Annotated in this window: 26 protein-coding genes; 16 read left to right on the forward strand and 10 right to left on the reverse strand. The window is 61.5% G+C overall.

Going from position 1 to position 20,822, the window contains the following annotated elements; all coding sequences use genetic code 11:
• Positions 1-19: 19 nt before the first annotated feature.
• A complete protein-coding gene (locus V5N47_RS04460; protein ID WP_338729652.1) occupies positions 20-427 on the forward strand; it encodes a hypothetical protein in 408 nt (135 codons plus the stop codon).
• A gap of 70 nt (positions 428-497) precedes the next feature.
• Here V5N47_RS04460 and V5N47_RS04465 read toward each other — a convergent pair whose 3' ends face one another.
• Positions 498-764 carry a hypothetical protein gene (locus tag V5N47_RS04465; RefSeq protein ID WP_338729653.1) on the reverse strand — a complete coding sequence of 89 codons (267 nt, stop codon included), beginning with the start codon at positions 762-764 and terminating at the stop codon, positions 498-500.
• A gap of 86 nt (positions 765-850) precedes the next feature.
• Between V5N47_RS04465 and V5N47_RS04470 the strand changes: the two genes are divergently transcribed.
• From V5N47_RS04470 to carB, 3 genes are all read left to right on the forward strand, one after another.
• Positions 851-1,381, forward strand: a complete 531-nt coding sequence (locus tag V5N47_RS04470; RefSeq protein WP_338729654.1) for a DUF5815 family protein — start codon at positions 851-853, stop codon at positions 1,379-1,381.
• 66 nt (positions 1,382-1,447) lie between these two features.
• On the forward strand, positions 1,448-1,675 hold the full coding sequence (locus V5N47_RS04475) for a hypothetical protein (protein ID WP_338729655.1): 228 nt from the start codon (positions 1,448-1,450) through the stop codon (positions 1,673-1,675).
• A 135-nt stretch (positions 1,676-1,810) separates the two neighbouring features.
• Complete coding sequence (gene carB, locus V5N47_RS04480; RefSeq protein ID WP_338729656.1) at positions 1,811-4,903, forward strand: carbamoyl-phosphate synthase large subunit; 3,093 nt, start codon at positions 1,811-1,813, stop codon at positions 4,901-4,903.
• Here carB and V5N47_RS04485 read toward each other — a convergent pair.
• Together V5N47_RS04485 and carA are read right to left on the reverse strand one after the other, a co-directional pair.
• A complete protein-coding gene (locus V5N47_RS04485) occupies positions 4,897-5,808 on the reverse strand; it encodes a prenyltransferase (protein ID WP_338729657.1) in 912 nt (303 codons plus the stop codon). The two genes, carB and V5N47_RS04485, sit on opposite strands and share 7 nt — an antisense overlap.
• Positions 5,809-5,914: 106 nt before the next feature.
• Positions 5,915-6,985, reverse strand: coding sequence for a glutamine-hydrolyzing carbamoyl-phosphate synthase small subunit (gene carA, locus V5N47_RS04490; protein ID WP_338729658.1), 1,071 nt, complete (start codon positions 6,983-6,985; stop codon positions 5,915-5,917).
• 102 nt (positions 6,986-7,087) lie between these two features.
• Between carA and V5N47_RS04495 the strand changes: the two genes are divergently transcribed.
• On the forward strand, positions 7,088-7,501 hold the full coding sequence (locus V5N47_RS04495) for an Lrp/AsnC family transcriptional regulator (protein WP_338729659.1): 414 nt from the start codon (positions 7,088-7,090) through the stop codon (positions 7,499-7,501).
• Here V5N47_RS04495 and V5N47_RS04500 read toward each other — a convergent pair.
• On the reverse strand, positions 7,498-8,202 hold the full coding sequence (locus V5N47_RS04500) for a CehA/McbA family metallohydrolase (protein ID WP_338729660.1): 705 nt from the start codon (positions 8,200-8,202) through the stop codon (positions 7,498-7,500). The genes V5N47_RS04495 and V5N47_RS04500 overlap by 4 nt on opposite strands.
• A gap of 281 nt (positions 8,203-8,483) precedes the next feature.
• On the opposite strand from V5N47_RS04500, the gene V5N47_RS04505 reads away from it, so the two are divergent.
• The 5 genes from V5N47_RS04505 (at position 8,484) to V5N47_RS04525 (ending at position 12,855) form a co-directional block, all read left to right on the forward strand.
• Positions 8,484-9,416: a YegS/Rv2252/BmrU family lipid kinase gene (locus V5N47_RS04505; RefSeq protein WP_338729661.1), complete on the forward strand. Its 933-nt coding sequence runs from the start codon at positions 8,484-8,486 to the stop codon at positions 9,414-9,416.
• Between the two features lie 23 nt (positions 9,417-9,439).
• Complete coding sequence (locus V5N47_RS04510; RefSeq protein WP_338729662.1) at positions 9,440-10,030, forward strand: NUDIX domain-containing protein; 591 nt, start codon at positions 9,440-9,442, stop codon at positions 10,028-10,030.
• A gap of 207 nt (positions 10,031-10,237) precedes the next feature.
• Entirely contained in the window at positions 10,238-10,939 is a 702-nt protein-coding gene (locus tag V5N47_RS04515) for an SDR family NAD(P)-dependent oxidoreductase (RefSeq protein ID WP_338729663.1), read from the forward strand.
• 32 nt (positions 10,940-10,971) lie between these two features.
• On the forward strand, positions 10,972-11,415 hold the full coding sequence (locus V5N47_RS04520; RefSeq protein ID WP_338729664.1) for an MOSC domain-containing protein: 444 nt from the start codon (positions 10,972-10,974) through the stop codon (positions 11,413-11,415).
• Between the two features lie 42 nt (positions 11,416-11,457).
• On the forward strand, positions 11,458-12,855 hold the full coding sequence (locus V5N47_RS04525) for an NAD-dependent succinate-semialdehyde dehydrogenase (RefSeq protein ID WP_338729665.1): 1,398 nt from the start codon (positions 11,458-11,460) through the stop codon (positions 12,853-12,855).
• 14 nt (positions 12,856-12,869) lie between these two features.
• Here the strand turns inward: V5N47_RS04525 and V5N47_RS04530 are convergent, their stop codons facing one another.
• Positions 12,870-12,983: a rubrerythrin-like domain-containing protein gene (locus tag V5N47_RS04530; protein ID WP_338729666.1), complete on the reverse strand. Its 114-nt coding sequence runs from the start codon at positions 12,981-12,983 to the stop codon at positions 12,870-12,872.
• Positions 12,984-13,080: 97 nt separating this feature from the next.
• Between V5N47_RS04530 and V5N47_RS04535 the strand changes: the two genes are divergently transcribed.
• Positions 13,081-14,664 carry an acetolactate synthase large subunit gene (locus V5N47_RS04535; protein ID WP_338729668.1) on the forward strand — a complete coding sequence of 528 codons (1,584 nt, stop codon included), beginning with the start codon at positions 13,081-13,083 and terminating at the stop codon, positions 14,662-14,664.
• 1 nt (position 14,665) lies between these two features.
• On the opposite strand, the gene V5N47_RS04540 is transcribed toward V5N47_RS04535, so the two are convergent.
• Positions 14,666-14,956, reverse strand: a complete 291-nt coding sequence (locus V5N47_RS04540) for a hypothetical protein (RefSeq protein ID WP_338729669.1) — start codon at positions 14,954-14,956, stop codon at positions 14,666-14,668.
• On the reverse strand, positions 14,956-15,999 hold the full coding sequence (locus V5N47_RS04545) for a zinc-binding dehydrogenase (protein ID WP_338729670.1): 1,044 nt from the start codon (positions 15,997-15,999) through the stop codon (positions 14,956-14,958). Before V5N47_RS04545 ends, V5N47_RS04540 begins: the two co-directional genes overlap by 1 nt.
• Positions 16,000-16,135: 136 nt before the next feature.
• On the opposite strand from V5N47_RS04545, the gene V5N47_RS04550 reads away from it, so the two are divergent.
• On the forward strand, positions 16,136-16,582 hold the full coding sequence (locus V5N47_RS04550; protein ID WP_338729671.1) for an ester cyclase: 447 nt from the start codon (positions 16,136-16,138) through the stop codon (positions 16,580-16,582).
• Between the two features lie 51 nt (positions 16,583-16,633).
• The gene (locus V5N47_RS04555) at positions 16,634-17,266 is read left to right on the forward strand and encodes a MogA/MoaB family molybdenum cofactor biosynthesis protein (protein WP_338729672.1); all 633 of its coding nucleotides are present in this window, start codon (positions 16,634-16,636) and stop codon (positions 17,264-17,266) included.
• Here V5N47_RS04555 and V5N47_RS04560 read toward each other — a convergent pair.
• Positions 17,263-17,703: a DUF6884 domain-containing protein gene (locus tag V5N47_RS04560; protein WP_338729673.1), complete on the reverse strand. Its 441-nt coding sequence runs from the start codon at positions 17,701-17,703 to the stop codon at positions 17,263-17,265. The genes V5N47_RS04555 and V5N47_RS04560 overlap by 4 nt on opposite strands.
• A gap of 143 nt (positions 17,704-17,846) precedes the next feature.
• On the opposite strand from V5N47_RS04560, the gene V5N47_RS04565 reads away from it, so the two are divergent.
• Entirely contained in the window at positions 17,847-18,329 is a 483-nt protein-coding gene (locus tag V5N47_RS04565) for an SRPBCC family protein (protein WP_338729674.1), read from the forward strand.
• A 43-nt stretch (positions 18,330-18,372) separates the two neighbouring features.
• Positions 18,373-19,071, forward strand: coding sequence for a 5-formyltetrahydrofolate cyclo-ligase (locus tag V5N47_RS04570; RefSeq protein ID WP_338729675.1), 699 nt, complete (start codon positions 18,373-18,375; stop codon positions 19,069-19,071).
• Here V5N47_RS04570 and V5N47_RS04575 read toward each other — a convergent pair.
• A complete protein-coding gene (locus tag V5N47_RS04575; RefSeq protein ID WP_338730345.1) occupies positions 19,068-19,385 on the reverse strand; it encodes a cupin domain-containing protein in 318 nt (105 codons plus the stop codon). The genes V5N47_RS04570 and V5N47_RS04575 overlap by 4 nt on opposite strands.
• Before the next feature lie 116 nt (positions 19,386-19,501).
• Between V5N47_RS04575 and V5N47_RS04580 the strand changes: the two genes are divergently transcribed.
• Positions 19,502-20,317 carry an aldo/keto reductase gene (locus V5N47_RS04580; RefSeq protein WP_338729676.1) on the forward strand — a complete coding sequence of 272 codons (816 nt, stop codon included), beginning with the start codon at positions 19,502-19,504 and terminating at the stop codon, positions 20,315-20,317.
• On the opposite strand, the gene V5N47_RS04585 is transcribed toward V5N47_RS04580, so the two are convergent.
• The gene (locus V5N47_RS04585; RefSeq protein WP_338729677.1) at positions 20,314-20,763 is read right to left on the reverse strand and encodes a pyridoxamine 5'-phosphate oxidase family protein; all 450 of its coding nucleotides are present in this window, start codon (positions 20,761-20,763) and stop codon (positions 20,314-20,316) included. The two genes, V5N47_RS04580 and V5N47_RS04585, sit on opposite strands and share 4 nt — an antisense overlap.
• Positions 20,764-20,822: the final 59 nt, after the last annotated feature.

Consider the following 20,822-nt stretch of genomic DNA (forward strand, 5'->3'; position numbering starts at 1 on the left):
CGCTACCTGAAGTTCATCCATGAGTACCGACGGCGAGATGACCCTCGCATTCGAGCTTGAAGCGTTGAAAGAGCTCGCAAAACCCTCGGAGGCGTTCGCGGACGCCCGAACGTGGAGCAAATACGTGGGCGTCGTTTCCGAAAAACCAACGTACGTCGTGACGAATTTCACGCGCAAAAACCGCATCCGGCAGGACTTCTTCTCCGGGCCACGCGGCAAAGAAGAGAGTTTGGAGAACGTCAAACGCCAGTTCGACACCGCCCGCCACGTCTTCGTCGGCACCGACGACGAAGACAAGGCACTCGCAGAGAAGTTAGAGTGGGAGTTCCTCCACATCGAAGACGCAGCGAGCGCCGCAGACTGGCCGCTCGCACGAGACCAACCCGAAGACGAAACTGAAGAACCAGTCCGCGACGACTGGCCCTGACACAAGCGGTATTCTCGTCGTTTCTGCAAGCTGGGCCACTGGCTCGTCCCTGCCCCGACAGTGAAAGTGGTTAGTTCTGTCGCCGGTTTTGCGCCCACACAATCCCCTTCTCTAAGAGCACGCCGCTCGCCGCAACCGAAAAGCAGATGAAGAGAAACGCGGCGAGTAGTTCGACGCTCTGACTCGTGGTGAGTCGAGAGGCACCCATTGCGAGGGCGAACAGTACCGTCGCCATCAGTACAATTGGGACGACGTAGTACTTGAACGCCCAGTGGTCGTCTAAGAACAGCGAGGTTCGGTGGGCGACGGCCGCCACGAAATTGCGAACGCCTGACATTCGGTGACCGACGCACAGCGAGATATTATTGTTTGGGGTGGGTCGTACCCGCGGCGTTTTTAGGGCAGAGACCCAAAAGAGCGCGTATGTCAGAACCGCGCGTGCCCGGAAGCCGGGACGCCAGTCTCACGCTCCCCTGTGGTGAGTCCGTCGATGTCCGCAGATTCGACATGGGGATGCGCGAGTTTCGCTGTGAGTGTGGCGAGGTTCACGCAATCGTGATGGACGTCCACCCGCTTGGGCGGTTCGTCCCCGAGTTCCTCGAAACCATCCTCTTAGAAACCATCGACACCGCCTCCGGGGCCGATTTCGGAACCCTCCACATGCTGGGCATCGTCAAAGAAGAGTTCCCGCAGAAAGTCGTGAGCAAGGACGTCTCGAACGACGGACAGTTGGGCTGTTCGATGCTCTGGGTGAGCGACTTCGACGACCGCCGACTCCACGAAATCGTTGTTGAACTGATTATCGAACTCATGGAACACGCCGTGAGCCACGCAGATGACGACGCTGCGATGAGCGAGTTCGAAGAGCAGATGCTGTCGTTCGACGTGGCGGCGTTCGTAGAGGAGTATCGCAGCCAGCGGGATTTCCACTCGGCGTCTGACCAGCCGGTCTGAACCGTTTCATCAGCAAGCTTACCGCTTTGACTAGTACCTTTGTAGGAAGAACACGTATGGTGACGTATGCGACAGCAGGGGGGTGACTTCGAGCGGATTCGCGCAGTGTTGGCCGAAGTCGAGCCAGAGGGGGCACTGACGGCAAAAGAGATCTGTTCGATTCTGTCGAAACACGGCGAAGAGTTCGAGAGTGCCCACCGTGTGGCGACGGTGCTCGGTCGCCGCGCGCACGAAGGGGATATAGAGGTCATCGAAGGCCAGCCGTACCGGTATCGAATCCCGGAGTTTGCCTGACACGAATCGAGAATTTGCCAGCCACACCGAGTGACACCCCCACGCAGCCAATAATTCGAAATTCGAAATTTGGCTTCGCTATTCGTAATTTATCGTCGGACTTATTACGATGTACGGACTTGAGCCGAATAACCAATGACCGACGGAGACGACCGGACGATTCTTTTGATCGGGAGTGGGCCAATTCAGATTGGGCAGGCCGCGGAGTTTGACTACTCCGGCGCGCAGGCGTGCCGTGCACTCAGAGAAGAGGGGGCCCGAGTTGTTCTGGTAAACTCCAACCCGGCAACCATCATGACCGACCCGGAGATGGCAGATGCTGTCTACATCGAGCCAATCAACACCGAGGCGCTCACGGAAATCATCGAAAAAGAGCGCCCAGACGGCGTTATCGCTGGCTTGGGTGGGCAGACCGGGCTGAACGTGACCGCAGAACTCGCAGAGGAAGGCGTCCTCGAAAAATACGACGTCGAGATTATGGGGACACCCCTCGACACCATCTACGCCACCGAAGACCGCGACCTGTTCCGCCAGCGCATGGAGTCGATTGGCCAGCCAGTGCCCCGGTCTGAGACCATCGACGACATGGACCAGCTCGAAGACGCCGTCGAAGCGGTTGGCGGGCTGCCCGTCATCATGCGGACGACCTACACCCTTGGCGGGAGCGGGTCGGGCGTCGTCGGTGAGATGGACGAACTCAAAGAGCGCACGCGCAAGGGGCTTCGCCTCTCGCGCAACGGCGAGGTGCTCATCACCGAGTCCATCGCGGGCTGGATCGAACTCGAATACGAGGTGATGCGCGACGCAGACGACTCGTGTATCATCATCTGCAACATGGAGAACATCGACCCGATGGGCATCCACACCGGCGAGTCCATCGTCGTCACCCCGAGTCAGGTCATCCCTGACGAGGGCCACCAAGAGATGCGCACCGCCGCGCTCGACGTCATCCGCGAACTCGGGATTCAAGGCGGCTGTAACATCCAGTTCGCGTGGCACGACGACGGTACGCCCGGCGGCGAGTACCGCGTCGTCGAAGTGAACCCGCGTGTCTCACGCTCCTCTGCGCTCGCCTCGAAGGCGACGGGCTACCCGATTGCCCGCGTGACCGCGAAAGTCGCCCTCGGCAAGCGCCTCCACGAAATCGAGAACGAGATCACCGGCGAGACGACAGCGGCGTTCGAGCCAGCCATCGACTATGTCGTCAGCAAGATTCCACGCTGGCCAAAGGACAAGTTCACCGAGGTAGACTTCACCCTCAGTACGGCGATGAAATCGACCGGCGAGGCCATGGCCATCGGGCGCACATTTGAGGAGAGTTTCCTCAAAGCACTGCGTTCGACGGAGTACGAGCCAAGCGCCGACTGGGACGAGGTTGACGACGAGACGCTTGAAACCGAGTACCTCGTCAAGCCAACACCAGACCGGCCGTTCGCGCTGTTCGAGGCGTTCAATCGCGGCTACACGGTCGACCAAATCTGTGAACTCACGGGCATCCGCGAGTGGTACGCAGAGCGCTTCGAGCGCATCGCAGACGCGACCGTCGCCGCCCAGAACGGCAACTTCGCGGAGGCCGCACAGGCGGGCTACACGAACGCCCAAGTCGCGGCCATCGCGGGCGTCGGCGTCGATGAAGTCGAAACCGTCGCCCCAGAGCGCACGTACAAGCAGGTGGACACCTGCGCTGGGGAGTTCGCCGCGAGTACGCCGTATTACTACTCGGCGCGCGACCCCGTAAGCGAGATGCGCCACAACGAGGTGAAGGTGAACGAGGACGTCGAAAGCGTCGTCGTGGTCGGCGGCGGCCCCATCCGCATCGGCCAGGGCGTGGAGTTCGACTACTGTGCGGTGCACGCCGTCCGCGCGCTGCGCGAAATGGGCATCGAAGCCCACGTCGTGAACAACAACCCCGAAACGGTGAGCACGGACTACGACACCTCTGATGGCCTGTTTTTCGAGCCAATCACCGCAGAGGAGATTGCAGATATCGTCGAACGCACCAACGCAGACGGCGTGATGGTGCAGTTCGGCGGCCAAACCTCCGTGAACGTCGGCCACCCGCTTGAGGAGGAACTCGAACGCCGCGGCCTCGACTGTCAGGTGCTCGGCACCTCCATCGACGCGATGGACTTAGCCGAGAACCGCGACCGCTTCAACGCGCTAATGGATGACCTCGGCATCGCCCAGCCAGAAGGTGGGACGGCGCGCTCTGAGGAGGAAGCCCTCGCCCTCGCGGGCGACCTCGGCTACCCCGTCCTCGTGCGCCCAAGCTACGTGCTCGGCGGTCGCGCCATGGAAATCGTCGACGACGACGAGGAGCTGAAAACCTACATCGAAGAGGCGGTTCGCGTGAGTCCAGACCAGCCGATTCTCGTCGACCAGTTCCTTGATGGTGCAGTCGAACTCGACGTGGACGCCGTCTCTGACGGCGAGGACGTGCTCATCGGTGGCATCATGGAGCACATCGAGACGGCCGGCGTCCACTCGGGTGACTCTGCGTGTATGATTCCGCCGCGCTCGCTCGACGACGACCTGCTGGCCCGCGTCCGCGAAGTGACGGTTGACATCGCCCGCGCGCTCGAAACCGTGGGCCTGCTCAACGTCCAGTTGGCTGTCAAGGACGGCGAAGTGTACGTCCTCGAAGCCAACCCACGCTCCTCGCGTACCGTCCCGTTCGTCTCGAAAGCAACGGGCGTCCCGATTGCGAAACTCGCGGCGAAGGTGATGGGCGGCGCGATGCTCGCAGACTTAGACGTCCAGGAGCAGATTCCAGAGCACGTGAGCGTCAAAGAAGTCGTCCTGCCGTTCGACCGCCTCGAAGGCAGCGACCCACGTCTCGGCCCCGAGATGAAATCGACGGGTGAAGTGATGGGCTCTGCGCGCTCGTTTGCCAAAGCCTACGAGAAGGCACAGGCCGCCGCCGGGTTGGAGCTTCCTGAAAGCGGCACCATCGTGGTTGACCTCGACGTGGACGGTTTCGGGGCGTTCTACGACGTTGTCGAGTTCGATGACGTGCCCGCGGCGATTCGCAACGGCGACGTTGACCTCATCGTCTCCCGCGACGTGAAGGCGCTCCAGATGGCCGTCGAGGAGGACATCCCGTACTTCTCGACCGCAGAGAGCGCGAACGCCGCGCTCGAAGCCCTCGCCGCCCGCGACGAGCCACTCGACGTCGAAACGGTCGAGAAGCGGCCAAAGCAGGTGCGCAACTGGGGCGAACCTCAGTAGATGAGGTAGAAGCCAGCGACGTGGAACCACGCGGCGCTCTGGGCAACCGCGAGGACGGTCAGAGCCAACACGGTCGGTAACGGGCTTTCTGTTTTTGTGTACGTACTCGCACCCCACGCGAGCAGCGGCACGATGGCGTAACTCGCAAGCGCAACTGGGCGCGGGAGCACAGACCCGGTGAGCGCCGCGAGCGAGACGAACGTGGCGAGGACGGCACTCAGGTAGAGCCGACGCAGCCACGTCGCAGAGAGCCGCGTGGCGAGGGTCCGTTTCCCGACCTCGGCGTCCGCCTCGCGGTCTGGCCACATCAGCGCGAGCAGGTTGACGAACACGAGCAGACAGAGTGGCGCGGTGGCGAGGGCGGCCGCGCGGCTGTACGTCCCCGACGCCACGGCGACGCCGTATTGAGGTAAGAGCACGCCGCCGAGCAGTGCGTGTTCGAGTTCACCGAGGCCGCGCCACGCGAGCGCGAGCGGCGGGAGCGAGTACGACCAGCCGAGCAGCGCGCCGAGCGCGAGAATGGCGACGGCGTGAACCGAGAGCCAGCCACGGTAGGAGCCGTAGCCAGCCACGACCGCGCCGACGGCCAGCGAGACACTGGCGGCGTAGAGTGCGACGGTCGGTGAGAGCTCCGTCTCAGGGAGTGCGCCACTCCCTCCAGAAAAGCGCGTGCGCGTCGTCAGCGCGTCCGTCTCGTGGTCTGCGTACTCGTTCGCGTAGTGGATACTCGCAGTGACAGGTACGAGCGCAGCGAAGCCAGCAACGAGCGAGAGCCGGTCGAAGAATGCACCGTGTGCGAGCGCAATCCCGACGCCGAGGACGTACACCAGCGCCACGATCAGCAGGTGGACGGGACGGCTCATCACGAGGAGAGCCCACGCGGTCGTGGACGGAGCGCGGTCCATACCGGGGGAACCAGTCACGACTAAATAGTGTCTTCGAATCTCGTAAAATCCCGTTTTCGCGGGCGTCAGGACTCAGTGGGTGAAAATACGGAATAAAGTGGGTTGGTTAGTCGCAGGTGACGAGACGGCGTGTTGACTTTGCCATCGCGAGTACGTCGTCGAAGAACCCAAGCGTGTCGAGTGGGCCGGGGTGGGCTTCTGGGTGGTACTGACGGGTGAGGATGTTGAGGTCCTCGTTTTCCAGTCCCTCCGGCGTGTCGTCGTTGACGTTAATCTGGGTCACGTCGAGTTTGTCGCCGGGGTCTGCGACCGTGTAGCCGTGGTTCTGCGTCGTCATGACGACCTGCTTCGTTTCGAGGTCGAGGACGGGCTGGTTCACGCCGCGGTGGCCAAAGGCCATCTTCTCGGTCGTGCCGCCGAGTGCGCCCGCGACGACCTGTTGGCCGAGGCAGATGCCCGCGATTGGCAGGTCGCCAACGAACTCGCTGACGAGCGCCTGTGCCTCAGAGAAGTTCTCTGGGTCGCCGGGGCCGTTCGAGACGAACAGGATGTCTGCGTCGACAGCCGTCACGTCTTCCGGTGTTGCGTCGTGGGGCAGGACGTGGACGACTGCGTCGCGCTCTGCGAGCGAGTCGATGATGCTGCCTTTCGCGCCACAGTCAACGAGTGCGACCGACGGACCGTCGCCGTTTGCGTTCACGACTTTCGGTTCTGTCACACTCACCTGTGCGCCGATGTTCGTGTGCTCGCTCATCCCCTTGCACTCGCCGAGTGCTTCGAGTGCCTTTTCGGGAGAGGCGTCCGGGCCGGCGGAGATGCCACACTTGATGGCCCCGCCTTCGCGGATGGTGATGACGAGGTCGCGCGTGTCGATGTTATCGACGGCTGGAACACCCTCGTGGGTGAGCCAGTCTGCGACGTCGTCTGTGAGCTCACGAGCAACGACGGCACGAGGGTGGACTCGGTCGGACTCGAATCGTTCCGCTCGGACGCCATAGTTACCGATGAGTGGGTATGAGAAGGTGAGGATCTGTTCCTCGTACGAGGGGTCAGTGAGACTCTCCTCATAACCAGTGTACGCTGTTGTAAAAACCAGTTCCCCGCGGGCTTGACCCGGAGCACGCGACCGCGCCTCAACGACGCGACCGCCCTCCAGTGCCACGTAGGCGTCCGACATTACGAGATACGTATGAAAGCCCCCACCATAAGTGTTACTTTCGTAGAATCGCTACGAATTTCGTAATCGTCAAGTGTTGCCATCGAGTAGGTGCTAATCTCCATGGACGCGCTTGACCGAGAGATTCTGAGCATCCTTCGCCACGACGCCCGAACGCCGTACACCGAAATCGCGTCAACCGTCGGTACGTCTGAGGGTACCGTCAGAAATCGCGTCGAGCGGATGACCGAAGACGGCGTCATCGAACGGTTCACCGTCACCACCCGCACGGGCAACATCAAGGCGATGATTGAGGTCCGCGTCGCCGTAGACGTGGACACGCGCACGGTGACCGACAAGATGGCCGAATGGGAGGAAGTGGACTTCGTCTGGCAGGTGTCGGGCGAAGAGGACATTGTCCTCATCGTGGACGCCGCGGACACACAGGGCGTAAACGAACTCATCACGCAGGCGCGTGAGATGGACGAAGTCGTCCGGACGAAAACGAGACTGATTCTCGACGAGCGCCTCGGTTAACTCTCTGATTCTTGCGGAGGTTCGCCAATCCCCGGCGAAGACGTATCAGGGTTCGACATCCAGCCTTTGTGTCCGTGAGTGAGTTTGTAGCCGCGGTGGGCGAGGCGGTTGATGAAGTTGATCGAGACGTGCGGTTCAACTCGGCCGTCTCTGATGGCCTCGACGATGTTTTCTGGGGTCGGATTTTCGACATCGACGGTCGTGTAGGCGCGGCCGACTTCGACCGGGTAGTGGGCGTCTGAGCCGCCGACCAGCGGAAGGTCGCGTTTGCGCGCGAGGCGACGCACCCACTCGTGCGTGCGCGGGTGCTTGCCGTTTATTTCGATGGCGTCGAAGTCGGCTTTCACGTCGCGGACGGTGCTGTTTCTGTAGGGGTGGGCGATGATGGCCGCACAGCCGCGAGAATGAGCAATATCGACCACCACTTCGGGCGTTAACTCGCCCGGCGTCGTCTCTGTTGGGGGGTTCGGGCCGACGACGAGGATGTGGCCCTGCGACGAGGAAACTTCGATGCCCGGAAGGATGTCCACTGACCCAGAAAACGGCGTGTAGTAGTCGTGGTTGGTCGTCGCCACCGCGTCAAGCCCGCGCATCGCTGCGGCCTTCGTGAGCAGGCGTACCCCGATGGGGTCGAACGCGTCCCCGAGGGCCCGATGGCCGTGGAAAAAGCGGGTATGCGAGTGGAGGTCGATGGCGTACACAGCTATCGATGGGGGCCAACAGCCCTTTTGTCTTCTGGCGTCTGACGGGTGACACTATCCCGCAGCTGCAATCCGAACAGCAGGGGCGGCGACCACACGCCACAGTTTTTCGATTCCTCGGCAGCGAAGCCGCCCACTTCAGCGTAGACGATGAGCTGCTCGAAACAGCCATTCTGACCATCGAAACGCGCCCGCAGGTGCGTTCGGTGTTCGTAGGTGAGGACTCTGAGCCAATTCCAGAGAGGGCGTAGACCTTTCACGCCGCCGTCCGAGATTCGCCCATGAGCGATGCGCGACGGATTATCGTCCGAAACCCGAACAGTGGCGACCGAAAGCGCAGCAAACGCGCGAATGAGATTGGTGAGAAACGCGGCTACGAGGTGTGGAACAGCACGAAGAAAGGCGAAACCCACACCCTCGCGCGCGAAGCGGCCGCGGAGGCAGACCTCGTCGTCGCGTGTGGTGGCGACGGCACGCTGAATGAGGTCGTGCGCGGCGTTGCGGAGGCTGAGGCACTTTCCGACGTGGAACTCGGTGTGATTCCCGCAGGAACGGGCAACGATTTTGCGGACAACATCGGCATCAAAAGCGTCCCGCATGCCTTCGACGTGCTCGAAAAGGGAGCGGTGCGGACACTTGACCTCGGGTGGGCGGCAGACCGGCCGTTCATCAACTCGTGTGTGGCGGGGGTCACCGCCGAAGCAAGCGCGGCGACGACGCCCGCCCAAAAGCGCCGCCTCGGCGTTTTAGCCTATGTGATGAACACCCTCCAGAAAACGCAGGCGTTCGACGGGCTGAAAATCGACGTGCGAGCGAGCGAGAACGGCGACGTGCTCTGGCAGGGCGAGGCTATCATGCTCCTCATCGGCAACGGACGGCGCTTCCCCGGCGAGCAGATGAAGCAGGCGAACATGGAAGACGGACTCATGAACGTCGTCATCTTAAAACGCGTCCCGACGATTGATTATTTCACGCAGGGCGCGGTAAATCGCCTGCTTCAGCGCGGAGCCTCGCATCTGACGCGGCTCAAAGTGCCTCAACTCACCCTCACCCACGAGGGCGAACCCGTTCACTTCAGTCTCGATGGCGAGATGCTGAAGCTGAACACGCTGTCGGCGCGGAGTCGGCGCGGCGCGATGCGATTTCACGTCGGCCCGACCTACGACCCGGCGCCAGAAGAGTGGGGCGTCAAACCAAATCCGAAGGGTGTTTGAAAGGGGTCGTTGTCTGTAGCATCATGAGCACGACGAACTCTCCTGAGGATTCTGCGGCCGAGGCCGAGGGCGAAGTCCACAAAAACGCCATGCAGGACGTGATTGCAGTTGACGAAGACGACAACGAACTCGAACTCGTCAACCGACTCGACGCCCACATGGGTGACGGCATCCGACACCGCGCGTTCACCGCGCTCGTCTTCGACGAAGACGACAACATCTTGCTCGCCCAGCGTGCCTTCGACAAGCGCCTCTGGGACACCTGCTGGGACGGCACCGTCGCCTCACATCCCGTCGAGGGTCAGACCCAAGAGGAAGCCACGATGGAGCGCTTAGAAGAGGAACTCGGCATCACGCCAGACCAGTACGACGACCTTCGGGTCACGGACAAATTCGAATACAAGCGCTACTACGAGAACGAAGGCCTCGAATGGGAAGTTTGCTCCGTCCTCAAGTGCACCCTCCAAGACACCAGCCTCGACGTGAACGAGGAGGAAGTGGCCGGGCTGATGTGGGTGCCATACGAGTACCTGCACGAGAACCCACGCTTCTACCGCCAGCTCCGTCTCTGCCCGTGGTTCGAAATTGCGATGCGCCGCGACTTCAAGCAGTAGCAACTTTTTCTTCGTCGGGATTCACCTTCGGCGAACCGCTCCTCGAAAAACTTGCACCGAAGCAGGGAACCTGCTTCGAGCCTTCGTTCGCTCCGCTCACGAAGACATGAAAAAGGTCGAGAGCGACGACGTCGCTCACGGGTGTAACAGGGAACTCTCCGCCCAGCACCGCCACACGCTTTTGCTGATTCCGTGCGTCTCTCTGCCATGGACGAACCCCGACTCTACGACTCGCTTGATGGCCAAGTTGCGCTCGTGACCGGGGCGACACGCGGGATTGGCAAGGAGGTGGCGTCGATACTCACAGCCCACGGCGCGACCGTCTACGCCGGGGCGCGCAACGTGGACGATGGTACCGCAGACGACCAGCACGCCATCCAGCTCGATGTGACCGACACAGCCCAGATTCAGGCCGCCGCTGACCGCATCCGCTCCGAACACGGGAAACTCGACATTCTCGTGAACAACGCGGGCGTGGTTGGAAGTGGGCGTGCGCTCCACGAGACGGACATCAACGCCCTCGACCACACGCTTTCGGTGAATCTGCGCGGGGCGACGTTGGTCGCGCGGGCCTGTCTCCCCCTCCTGCTCGAAACTACGGCACCCCGAATCGTGAACCTCTCCTCGGGGATGGGCGCACTTGGCGAACGAATGTCCGGCGGCTATCCGGCCTACCGCATCTCGAAAACCGCGATTAACGGCCTCACGGCGTATTTGCATGGTGAGTACAACCGACGCGGCCTGCTTGCAAACTCAGTCTGTCCGGGCTGGGTGCGCACCGACATGGGCGGGCCGGGAGCCTCTCGAAGCGTCGAGGAGGGCGCGGACACTCCGGCGTGGCTCGCACGCTTCGCGCCGGGAAGTCCGTCGGGGTTGTTCTGGCGCTCGCGGACGGTCATCGACTGGTAAACACCTAACTCGGTTCGCGCCACTGTGTTCGCATGGCCGGACGCGTCACCGACATCCACATCGCCCGCGAGAAAAGCGCCCCCGTCGAATCGGTTTCGTCCGCAGCCGCCGTTGCTGGTGCAGGACTCCGCGGTGACCGACACTTTCTCCCCGACGACGACAAACCAGACCTGACGCTCATCGACGCAGACGCGTTCGCTGCGGCGGGCGACGACCTCGGTGTCGAACTCGAACCCGGCGAACACCGACGCAACGTAACCGTCTCCGGCATCGACCTCGATTCGCTCATTGGCACGGAGTTCACGATTGGCGAGGTGCGCTGTCAGGGGCTCGCCGATTGCCCGCCGTGTGCCCACCTCGAAAATCTCACTGCGCGCGACGGGCTACAGGTCGCCATGACAGACCGCGGCGGCCTCGAAGTACGCATTCTCACTGACGGCACCATCCGCGTCGGAGATACGGTCGAGCCGCTGTAAGCCGCCAGCAGAGTTACCCGTCTGTTTGTTCTAGCTTAGCACATGCAACGCGTGAATCCAGCGACGGGAGAGACGCTGAGCGAAATCGCCGAACACAGCGACGACGAGGTTGACGCGGCGCTCGACACCTCGATGGACGCCTTCGACGAGTGGCGCGACGTGCCGATTAGAGAGCGCCAGCAGTTGCTCTCGAACGCCGCAGTCGTCCTCCGCGAGAACAAACAGGAGTACGCAGACGTGATGACCGAAGAGATGGGCAAACCCATCGCCGCCTCGGTCGCTGAAGTGGAAAAATGTGCATGGGTGTGTGACTACTACGCCGAGCACGCGGGCGAGCAGTTACAGGACCACGTCATCGGGAGCGAGCCACACGCACAGACGAAAGTCACCTACGAACCGCTCGGCGCGGTGCTCGCGGTCATGCCGTGGAACTTCCCGTTCTGGCAAGTGTTCCGGTTTGCCGCCCCGCACCTGACCTCGGGGAACGTTGGTCTGCTCAAACACGCCTCGAACGTCCCCGAGTGCGCGCTCGCCATCGAAGACGTGTTCCGGAAAGCAGGCTACCCGGAGGGCGTCTTCCAGACGCTTCTCATTGGTTCGTCGAAAGTCGGCGACGTCATCGCAGACGACCGGGTTGCGGCCGTCACGCTCACCGGGAGCGAGGCCGCCGGACGGTCGGTCGCAGAGACTGCGGGCAAGAACCTCAAGAAGACCGTGCTCGAACTCGGTGGGAGCGACCCGTTCGTCGTCCTCGACGACGCAGACGTGACGACCGCCGCGAAGGTCGGCGCACGCGCGCGAACCATCAACTCGGGCCAGTCGTGTATCGCGGCAAAACGCTTCATCGTCCATGAAGCCGTCTACGACGAGTTCCTCGACGCGTTCCTCGCAGAACTCGAATCGCTCACCGTTGGCGATCCGACCGACGAGGAGACAGACATCGGCCCACAGGCCCGTGAGGGACTGATGGACGGCCTGCACGAGCAGGTCACGAAGAGCGTAGACGCGGGCGCGACCGTCGCGCTCGGTGGAGAGCCACTCGACCGCGATGGGTTCTACTACCCACCAACGGTGCTCACGGACGTGCCGGACGGCTCACCAGCAGCCGAAGAGGAGATCTTCGGCCCTGTTGCCTCCGTATTCAAAGTCGCAGACGAAGCCGAGGCGATTCGCGTAGCCAACGACACGAATCTCGGCCTCGGTGCGAGCGTCTGGACGGCCGACCTCGCGCGCGGCGAGCGCGTCTCCCACCGCATCGAAGCGGGCTGTGTGTTCGTAAACGAACTCGTGAAATCGGACCCTCGACTACCGTTTGGTGGTATCAAAGACTCCGGCTACGGGCGTGAACTCGCCCGTGAAGGGATGCTCGAATTCGTGAATCAGAAAACGATGTGGATTCAGGATGCAGACGGCGATGCCGAGATTTCACTCTCCGAGTAGGCTGGGAAAACCGCTCACTCGCGGCGAACGGTGAGGTTCTGCATCACGCCGCCACACTCTGGACAAGCTGTTCCGGCTGTGGTCTCCATGCGGTGGCCACAGTCCATACACTCGAACGTTTGTGTCATATGGTAGCATAACACATCCTGTGGTAATAATTATTCGCCGATTTCAGCGGACTCTCACAGCCGGTGGAATGATGGCTCGGTGAGACAAACGTGTGGTATGAAAGCGTCTGACTTACTCGTCGAGTGTCTCGCGCTGGAAGGGGTAGAGTACATTTTCGGCCTGCCGGGGGAGGAACTCGAAGACGTGCTGTTTTCGCTCGAAGACTCGCCAATTGAGTTCATTCCGACGCGCCACGAACAGGGGGCGGCGTTCATGGCCGACGTCCACGGGCGGTTGACCGGGAAGGCAGGTGTGTGCATGGGGACGCTTGGCCCCGGCGCGACCAACCTGCTCACGGGCGTCGCGGACGCCCACCTCGACAAAAGCCCGCTCGTCGCCATCACCGGCCAAGGCGGGCGCGAGCGCCTGCATAAAGAGAGCCATCAGGCGCTCGACATCGTCCACATGTTCGAACCAGTCGTGAAGTGGAACACCCAGATTAGCGAACCCGAAATCGTGAACGAATCGGTTCGCAAGGCGTTCAAACTCGCGGAGTACCAGAAACCCGGCGCGACCCATCTAGAGTTCCCCGAAGACGTCGCAAAAGAGGAGACGGACGCAACACCGCTCGAAAAACGCGAGCGTGTCCGTCGGCCAGACACCGACGTGACCGCCCTCGAACGCGCCGCAGAACTCCTCTGTGGAGCAGACAAACCACTCATCCTCGCTGGCAACGGTGCAGTCAGAACCCATTCTGCCGACCCACTCCAGCAACTTGTCAACCAGACAAATGCGCCCGTCGTCGCCACCTACATGGGCAAAGGTGCGATTTCGGACGCCGACGCCCACTCGCTCATGACGCTCGATTCCGGCTCCGGCGACGAGGCCCACACCGTCATCGAGCGCGCCGACGCGGTGCTCGCCGTTGGCTACGACATCGCAGAACACGACCCGGCGAAGTGGAACCCAGACATTGACAAAGAAATCGTCCACCTCGACCACGAGCCAGCGGAGGTGTACGAACACTACAACCCCGACGTAGAGTTGGTCTGTGACATCAGGGCTGGGTTGCGGGCCCTGCTTGGCCACCTCGACGGCTGTTCAACCGACGACGACTGGTACGCCACAGAGCGGGCTGCAATCGAAAAGGAGGTGCAGACAAAACCCGACGCAGACGCCGAGTTCAGCGTGGCAGGCACGCTGCCATATCTCCGCGAAGCCATGGCCAACGACGACGTGCTCATCTCCGACGTGGGCCACCACAAGATGGTCATCGCCCAGAACTTCCCGGCCTACGAGCCGAACACGACCATCATCTCGAACGGGCTCGCAACAATGGGAATCGCCGTCCCGGGTGCTGTGGCTGCAGACCTCGCGGTGGACGCGAACGTCGTCGCGGCGACGGGTGACGGTGGCTTCCTGATGAACGCCGCAGAAATCGAAACCGCAACCCGACTCGGCTGTGGGTTCACCATCATCGTGTTCAACGACGATGATTACGGCCTGATTTCGCGAAAACAGCGCGACCATACCGGCAAGTCGTTCGGAACCCACCTCACGAACCCCGATTTCGTGACATTCGCAGAGAGCTTCGGCATCGACGCGCACAGACCAGAAACGTGGGACGAACTCGAAGCCGTGTTACAGCGGGTGATTCCCGAAGACGAAATAGCGCTCGTCGAAGTGCCGTATTCGCGGTGAGTCAGGGGCGCGTCGTCGCCCACACCGCGAGCGACCCGAGCAAGAACGCCGGGATGAGCGGGAGAAACAGGTAGGTGTCACGGAACGAGAGGCCGATACTCACGACGAAGTCTTGGGCCATCGGCAAGAGGAGAATCGCACCCGGAATGACGAGAAACGAGACGATGATGACGCCCACGAGAATCCAGCCCCGCCAGCCGAAGTCGCGGTCTTCTATGGGCTGTTGGGTCGCGCTCGCGTCGCCACTCTCCTCGAAGGCGGCCGGGTCGTGGACGTATCGGTCGTCGGCCATTACTCGTACTGGGCGTCTGGAACGACTACAACCTTCCCAAATCCGTTTCGGGTTTCGAGCAGGCTGTGAGCGCGTTTGACTTCGCTCATCGGGAGCACCTCGCGGATGTGCGGACGGAAGGTGCCATCCCAGACGAGCGGGAGCACGTCGTCTGCTTCACCGGGCGTCCCCATCGAGGAGCCGAGGATTTGGAGTTGGTGCCAGAAGATGCGATTCAAGTCGGTTTCCGGATGGCGGCCAAGCGTGGCCCCGCAAGTGACGAGACGGCCGTTTTTGGCGAGACTTTTTATCGAATCTTTCCACGTCGGGCCGCCAACATGGTCGACGATGACGTCCACGCCGCGCTTGTCCGTCATCTCGTAGATTTCGCTCGCATAGTCAGTTTTCTCGTAGTTGATGACGTGGTCTGCGCCACACTCTGCGGCGAGTTCGAGCTTTTCGGGGCTAGACGCCGTCGCGTACACCTCCGCACCTGCGTACTTCGCAATCTGGACGGCGGCGTGGCCAACCCCACCGCTCGCGCCGAGGACGAGCACTTTCTCGCCGGGTTCCAACTCAGCGCGGGTGATGAGCATGCGCCACGCCGTCTGGAAGACAAGCGGTGCAGACGCCGCCACCTCCCACGAGACGTGGTCTGGAACCGGGACGAGGTTGGCTTCGGGGACGGCAGCGAGTTCGCTGTGGACGCCGCGGGTGTGTTCGCCAAGGACGCGAAAGTCCACACAGAACGAGGGGTCGCCGTCGCGACAGAACTCACAAACGCCACACGACAGTCCAGCGGTGACCGCGACGCGGTCGCCCGGCGCAAAACGCGTCACGTCCTCGCCAACCGCGTGGACGACGCCCGCGCCGTCGCTCCCCGGGATGTGCGGCAAGGGGAGGTCAAGGCCGGGCAGTCCCCGGCGCGTCCACACGTCTAAGAAGTTGAGCGCGCCTGCGCGCATCTCGACTACGACCTCGTCGCGGTCAGGCTCGGGGTCCGGGAAGTCGTCATACTGTAGCACGTCACGGTCGCCGTGGTCCTCGAAATAGACCGCCTTCATATGACACACACTCCCGTGGGGGGCCAAAATAGTACGGTCTGCGGAAAACATGGAAAATCCACGAAAGGAGAGAGTCTCAGCCGCGAGCAGAGCAGGATATCGTGTGAAAACACGTACTGACTAGTGGGTGACCAAGATGGCTAGTAAAGCGACACGCCCAGCGGCATCGCCCGGTGAGATTGCCCAAGAGTTGTGGACGAGCATCAACGAGGGAGACTTCAGCGTCGTGGATACGTACGTTTCAGAGAACTACGTCGAACACGACCCGAACTCGCCTGCGGAGATTCGCGGCCGTGAGGGGTTCAGACAGAACATCGAGCAGTACTTCGCTGCCTTCCCGGACATGGACATAACCATAGAAGACCTCATCGAAGAGGGCGACAAGGTGGTGACGCGGTGGTCTGGGACCGGCACGCACAAGGGTGAATTGATGGGCATTGCGCCCACGGACAAGTCCATCACCGTGACGGGCCTCGACATCGAACGCTACGAAGACGGCATGCTCACAGAATCGTGGTCTAGCTTCGACGCCCTCGGCCTCATGCGTCAACTCGGTGCGTTCCCGGATGCGGTCGGAGAGTAACCCCCCCGTTTTTCCCGGACAGTTTTTGTGATTCCACGAGTAGAGGCCGTCATGACTGAGAAGAAAAATCCCGACACAGCACACGGCCACGAGAAAGAATTGGGTCACGACGGGCACACCCACGACGACAGCCACGGTCATCACGAACACGGGCACGACACCCATGACCACGACCACAGCCACCACGACCACGACCTGAAGACTGTCGGCGTGGGCATCGTGACGATTTCAACGTCTCGGTCGCTCGATGACGACCCCGCCGGAGACGCGATTGCAGAAGCCTTCGAACACGCCGGCCACTCGGTCGCGACCCGCGAACTCATCGGTGACAAGTTCGATGGCATTCAACAGACAGTCGACCGCCTCGTCGGGCGCGACGACGTGGACATCGTCGTCACCACCGGCGGCACGGGCGTCACCCCCGACGACGTGACCATCGAGGCAATCGCGCCGCTGTTCGAGAAAGAACTCCCCGGCTTCGGTGAGCTGTTTCGCCAGCTTTCGTTCGGTGAAATCGGCACCCGCGTCGTCGGGACGCGGGCGACCGGCGGCATCGCAGACGGCGTCCCCGTGTTCGCACTGCCGGGCAGCGAAAATGCCGCGCGACTCGGCGCACACGAGGTTATCGTCCCCGAAGTGAGCCATCTGGCCGGGCTTGCAGCGCGAAGCGAACCAGACGCCTAAGGCGGCTTTGCGGGCCGTTTTCTGCCCGCCTCAATCGTGTCTTCACTTGGTTGCTCGACAGTCATACCTGCATTTTCTGCGTGCAAGTACACCGGTTCAAGCGCCGCCAGATAGTAGTCGTCGGTGAGGACGATGACGCGCGCGAACTGCGGATTCTCGCCCGCGTCAAAGAGCGCGTCGCGTAACTGCTGTTGAAGTCGTTTGACCCACTGCAGTTCCTCGAACGGGCCGAAGTCGTCACGAGTGAGGTCGTAACTCTCGATTTCCGTCTCGGATGCAACGATGTCGTACTTCGGTGAGACGACGACCCACGCATCGCAGGTTTCCTCGGCATAGGCACGACGTGACTCGAACGTCTCTCCCGTGTACTGCCTTCGAGCCACACGAGTCCCACCCCGTGTTTCGATACCCCCTTGGACAATCCCGATGGTTGCCATGTCTGGACAACGTTGCGTATCGCGTAAAAAATTAATCGACGGTCGCAATAACAGTTAAAATATCGTGAGTTTCTACGAGATTCCAGTGTTGTGTGCTGTAATTCTCACAAACAGTCATTCTCTCAGCGAGCATATCGTTCGCTATGGCACGGGTAGAATCCGCAACCACGATTCGGGCACCACAGGAGTACGTCTGGGAACTCGTGTGCGACGTGAACCGCTATCCAGAGATTTCGTCGGCGTTCACAGAGCGCGTGACCTACGTGAGCGACGGGCCGGTCGGGAAGGGAACCGTCTACCGCGAATACGGCGGTGTCGGGCCGATGAAAGACGAAAGCGAGTGGATGATAACCGAGTTTGCGGAGCCGACGCGACAAATTCACGAAGGCGACCTCGGCGTGATGCAACCGGTGTTGACCATCGAGCTCGAATCCATTGGCGAGGACACCCGACTGTTTCAGGCACTCGACTTCGAGATGCTGCCGCAGGTTCGCCCGGTTGGGCGACTGCTCGAAGCGGTGTTCGTAAAACGCACGATGCAACGCGGTCTCGACGACACGGTAGCGAACGTAAAGCGGATTGCAGAACGCGAGTACGAGACCGAGTCGAAGCAACCAATGGCGTAGCCGCGAGCGGAACTCGTTTTGGTGTGGTTTTGGTAGAACGCGCATGGATAAACAGCGCATCCGCGAGCGCGTCTGGGATGCCCTCGAAGCCGAGGGAATCGCCCGATTTCCGTTTCCCCCGCATGGCCGGATTCCGAATTTCGATGGCGCGCGCAACGCCGCGGACCGACTGGCTGAGACTGCGGAGTGGCAGGACGCCACAGCAATCAAGTCGAATCCGGATTCGCCCCAACTCCCCGTCCGGCGGCGGGCGCTCGCGGAGGGGAAGATGGTGTACATGGCCGTCCCGCGCCTGCGTCACGAGAAGTGTTTCGTCCGCTTAGACCCCGCGACCATCGACGACACCGACCGCGCCGCCGCTATCTCGCACATGGACGAGTACGGCGAGCAGGTCGGCCCAGATGAAATTGACAGCATCGACCTCATTGTGTCTGGGAGCGTCGCCGTCACAGCGGAAGGCGCGCGCATCGGGAAAGGCGAAGGGTACAGCGATTTAGAGTACGCCGTGTTGCGCGAACTTGCGCTGGTTGACGACGACACGCCCGTGGTCACGACGGTTCACGAGCGACAGGTCGTGGACGACGCGGTCGAAATCGAGGCGCACGACGTGCCAATGGACTGTATCGTGACCTCAGAACGCGTGATTCGCTCTGCAGGTGGGCAAAAACCCGTGGGTATCGACTGGGAGCTATTGGACGACGAGCGAATCGAAGAAATTCCCGTCCTCCAGCGATTTCGTTAGCTCGGGAACGGCGCGAGCGTCGCGGTGAAGTACACCACGTCTTCGGTGTCGTTTCGCGCACCGTGGAGGACGCCGCGGTCGTGGAACACGACGCCGGGGGCTTTGACGCGCTCTTCGTCGTCGTCTTGAAGCACCGTCACGGTCCCCTTGACGATGTGAAACACGTTCGAGGAGGAGTCGTGCGGGTGCGGTTTCAACTCGGCGCCGGGGCCGAGGGCGAACAGTTTGACGAGTGCGTCATCGGAGACGACCAGTTCTTCGGTGATGATTTCGCCCTCCTCCGGGTCGGGTTTCGTAAAGCGATTGAGCGACATGCCTGCATCCACGGGCGGGTCACCCTTAGCGTTTGGCCGTCGCATAGAGTCAGGAAAGCTGGACAGTCTCACGGGGCGAAAAAGCGGTTAGGGCCTCTGAGCGCGTTTGTGGTGTCATGGAGTACGTGGTCGCACAAGGGGCAGCGGTTCCGAAAATCGGACTGGGGACGTGGCAGCTACGGGGGACGACCTGTCGGCGCGTGGTCGAAGATGCCCTCGACCTCGGCTACCGACACATCGACACCGCACAGGCCTACGGCAACGAGCGACAAGTTGGCTCTGCGATTGCCGCCTCGGACGTGGACCGCGAGGAGATTTTTCTGGTCACGAAGCTCTCACCGCGCAATCTTGGTGCGAAGCGAGCGAAAGAGACGACGAAAGAAAGTCTCGCACGACTCGGCGTCGACTACGTAGACTGCCTGCTCATCCACCGGCCAAATCCACTGATTCCAGTCCGTGAAACGCTCGATACCATGAACGACCTCGTCGAAGAAGGCGTCATCAATCATATCGGCGTGAGCAACTTCAGCCAGTCACAGCTCATGGAAGCCCGTGAGCAGTCGCTCGAACCGATTCTGACGAATCAGGTCCGCTACTCGCCGTTCGACCGAAAACAGGCGTTGGTCGAATACTGCCAGATTCACGATGTGGTGTTGACCGCCTACAGCCCATTTTTACACGGCGGCATTCTCAGAGATAGCACGCTCTCCGGCATCGGGCTTCGCTACGAGAAGTCTGCCGCCCAAGTCGCACTGCGGTGGCTCATCCAGCAAGAAAACGTCGCCACTATCCCGAAGGCGTCGACATATCCGCATTTGCGAGAAAACCTAGAGGTGTTCGACTTCTCACTTACCGACGAAGAGATGGCGCGCATTGGCCGCCCCTCGGCCGCGAAAACGCTCTCGAGGACGCTCCGAGGCTTTCTGACCTAAGTGCCGCTTCCTTTTCTGCCAGTCGTTGCTTCGATGTCGAGGACGTATCCCTTGAGTTCGCCCATCGGGTCGGCTTCGGAGAACAGGCTCGGGTGCCACGCATTGTCCGCCATCGTGTCGCGGGCGTGGGCGACTTCGTCGTCACGCACTTCTCTGAGCCGCCCGGTGACGATGACGCTCTGCCAGTCGAACTTCGAGTTGACCTGATAGACGAGAAAGCTGGCCGTGTCCGTCGTGTCCGCGAAGACGCGTTTCCGTGACTCGACACCCAACTGGAGAAACAGGAAATAGAGGTGGTTGCCGTCGTAACCAAACGAGACAGGGACGCCATAGGCGTCGCCGTCTGCGGCGAGCGACAGCGTGCCGTAGCCCTGACTTCTGAGGAAGAAGTCGATTTCCGTCTCCTGCATCGTTCCACTCTGCTCGATAAATTCCTCCGATGACATCTCACACCTCCTCGTATATTGGAGCGCGAGCAGGTTAAACGAATATCTCGGGCGAAACT

Source organism: Haladaptatus sp. DJG-WS-42 (assembly GCF_037198285.1).
In the GTDB taxonomy this organism is placed as follows: Archaea; Halobacteriota; Halobacteria; order Halobacteriales; family Halococcaceae; genus QDMS2.

What these genes read in the sequence shown, in the direction of transcription:
- V5N47_RS04460 (WP_338729652.1), top strand. Translation starts at nt 20, where the DNA reads ATGAGTACCGACGGCGAGATGACCCTCGCATTCGAGCTTGAAGCGTTG.
- V5N47_RS04465 (WP_338729653.1), bottom strand. Translation starts at nt 764, where the DNA reads ATGTCAGGCGTTCGCAATTTCGTGGCGGCCGTCGCCCACCGAACCTCG.
- V5N47_RS04470 (WP_338729654.1), top strand. Translation starts at nt 851, where the DNA reads ATGTCAGAACCGCGCGTGCCCGGAAGCCGGGACGCCAGTCTCACGCTC.
- V5N47_RS04475 (WP_338729655.1), top strand. Translation starts at nt 1,448, where the DNA reads ATGCGACAGCAGGGGGGTGACTTCGAGCGGATTCGCGCAGTGTTGGCC.
- carB (WP_338729656.1), top strand. Translation starts at nt 1,811, where the DNA reads ATGACCGACGGAGACGACCGGACGATTCTTTTGATCGGGAGTGGGCCA.
- V5N47_RS04485 (WP_338729657.1), bottom strand. Translation starts at nt 5,808, where the DNA reads ATGGACCGCGCTCCGTCCACGACCGCGTGGGCTCTCCTCGTGATGAGC.
- carA (WP_338729658.1), bottom strand. Translation starts at nt 6,985, where the DNA reads ATGTCGGACGCCTACGTGGCACTGGAGGGCGGTCGCGTCGTTGAGGCG.
- V5N47_RS04495 (WP_338729659.1), top strand. Translation starts at nt 7,088, where the DNA reads ATGGACGCGCTTGACCGAGAGATTCTGAGCATCCTTCGCCACGACGCC.
- V5N47_RS04505 (WP_338729661.1), top strand. Translation starts at nt 8,484, where the DNA reads ATGAGCGATGCGCGACGGATTATCGTCCGAAACCCGAACAGTGGCGAC.
- V5N47_RS04510 (WP_338729662.1), top strand. Translation starts at nt 9,440, where the DNA reads ATGAGCACGACGAACTCTCCTGAGGATTCTGCGGCCGAGGCCGAGGGC.
- V5N47_RS04515 (WP_338729663.1), top strand. Translation starts at nt 10,238, where the DNA reads ATGGACGAACCCCGACTCTACGACTCGCTTGATGGCCAAGTTGCGCTC.
- V5N47_RS04520 (WP_338729664.1), top strand. Translation starts at nt 10,972, where the DNA reads ATGGCCGGACGCGTCACCGACATCCACATCGCCCGCGAGAAAAGCGCC.
- V5N47_RS04525 (WP_338729665.1), top strand. Translation starts at nt 11,458, where the DNA reads ATGCAACGCGTGAATCCAGCGACGGGAGAGACGCTGAGCGAAATCGCC.
- V5N47_RS04530 (WP_338729666.1), bottom strand. Translation starts at nt 12,983, where the DNA reads ATGACACAAACGTTCGAGTGTATGGACTGTGGCCACCGCATGGAGACC.
- V5N47_RS04535 (WP_338729668.1), top strand. Translation starts at nt 13,081, where the DNA reads ATGAAAGCGTCTGACTTACTCGTCGAGTGTCTCGCGCTGGAAGGGGTA.
- V5N47_RS04540 (WP_338729669.1), bottom strand. Translation starts at nt 14,956, where the DNA reads ATGGCCGACGACCGATACGTCCACGACCCGGCCGCCTTCGAGGAGAGT.
- V5N47_RS04545 (WP_338729670.1), bottom strand. Translation starts at nt 15,999, where the DNA reads ATGAAGGCGGTCTATTTCGAGGACCACGGCGACCGTGACGTGCTACAG.
- V5N47_RS04550 (WP_338729671.1), top strand. Translation starts at nt 16,136, where the DNA reads ATGGCTAGTAAAGCGACACGCCCAGCGGCATCGCCCGGTGAGATTGCC.
- V5N47_RS04555 (WP_338729672.1), top strand. Translation starts at nt 16,634, where the DNA reads ATGACTGAGAAGAAAAATCCCGACACAGCACACGGCCACGAGAAAGAA.
- V5N47_RS04560 (WP_338729673.1), bottom strand. Translation starts at nt 17,703, where the DNA reads ATGGCAACCATCGGGATTGTCCAAGGGGGTATCGAAACACGGGGTGGG.
- V5N47_RS04565 (WP_338729674.1), top strand. Translation starts at nt 17,847, where the DNA reads ATGGCACGGGTAGAATCCGCAACCACGATTCGGGCACCACAGGAGTAC.
- V5N47_RS04570 (WP_338729675.1), top strand. Translation starts at nt 18,373, where the DNA reads ATGGATAAACAGCGCATCCGCGAGCGCGTCTGGGATGCCCTCGAAGCC.
- V5N47_RS04575 (WP_338730345.1), bottom strand. Translation starts at nt 19,385, where the DNA reads ATGTCGCTCAATCGCTTTACGAAACCCGACCCGGAGGAGGGCGAAATC.
- V5N47_RS04580 (WP_338729676.1), top strand. Translation starts at nt 19,502, where the DNA reads ATGGAGTACGTGGTCGCACAAGGGGCAGCGGTTCCGAAAATCGGACTG.
- V5N47_RS04585 (WP_338729677.1), bottom strand. Translation starts at nt 20,763, where the DNA reads ATGTCATCGGAGGAATTTATCGAGCAGAGTGGAACGATGCAGGAGACG.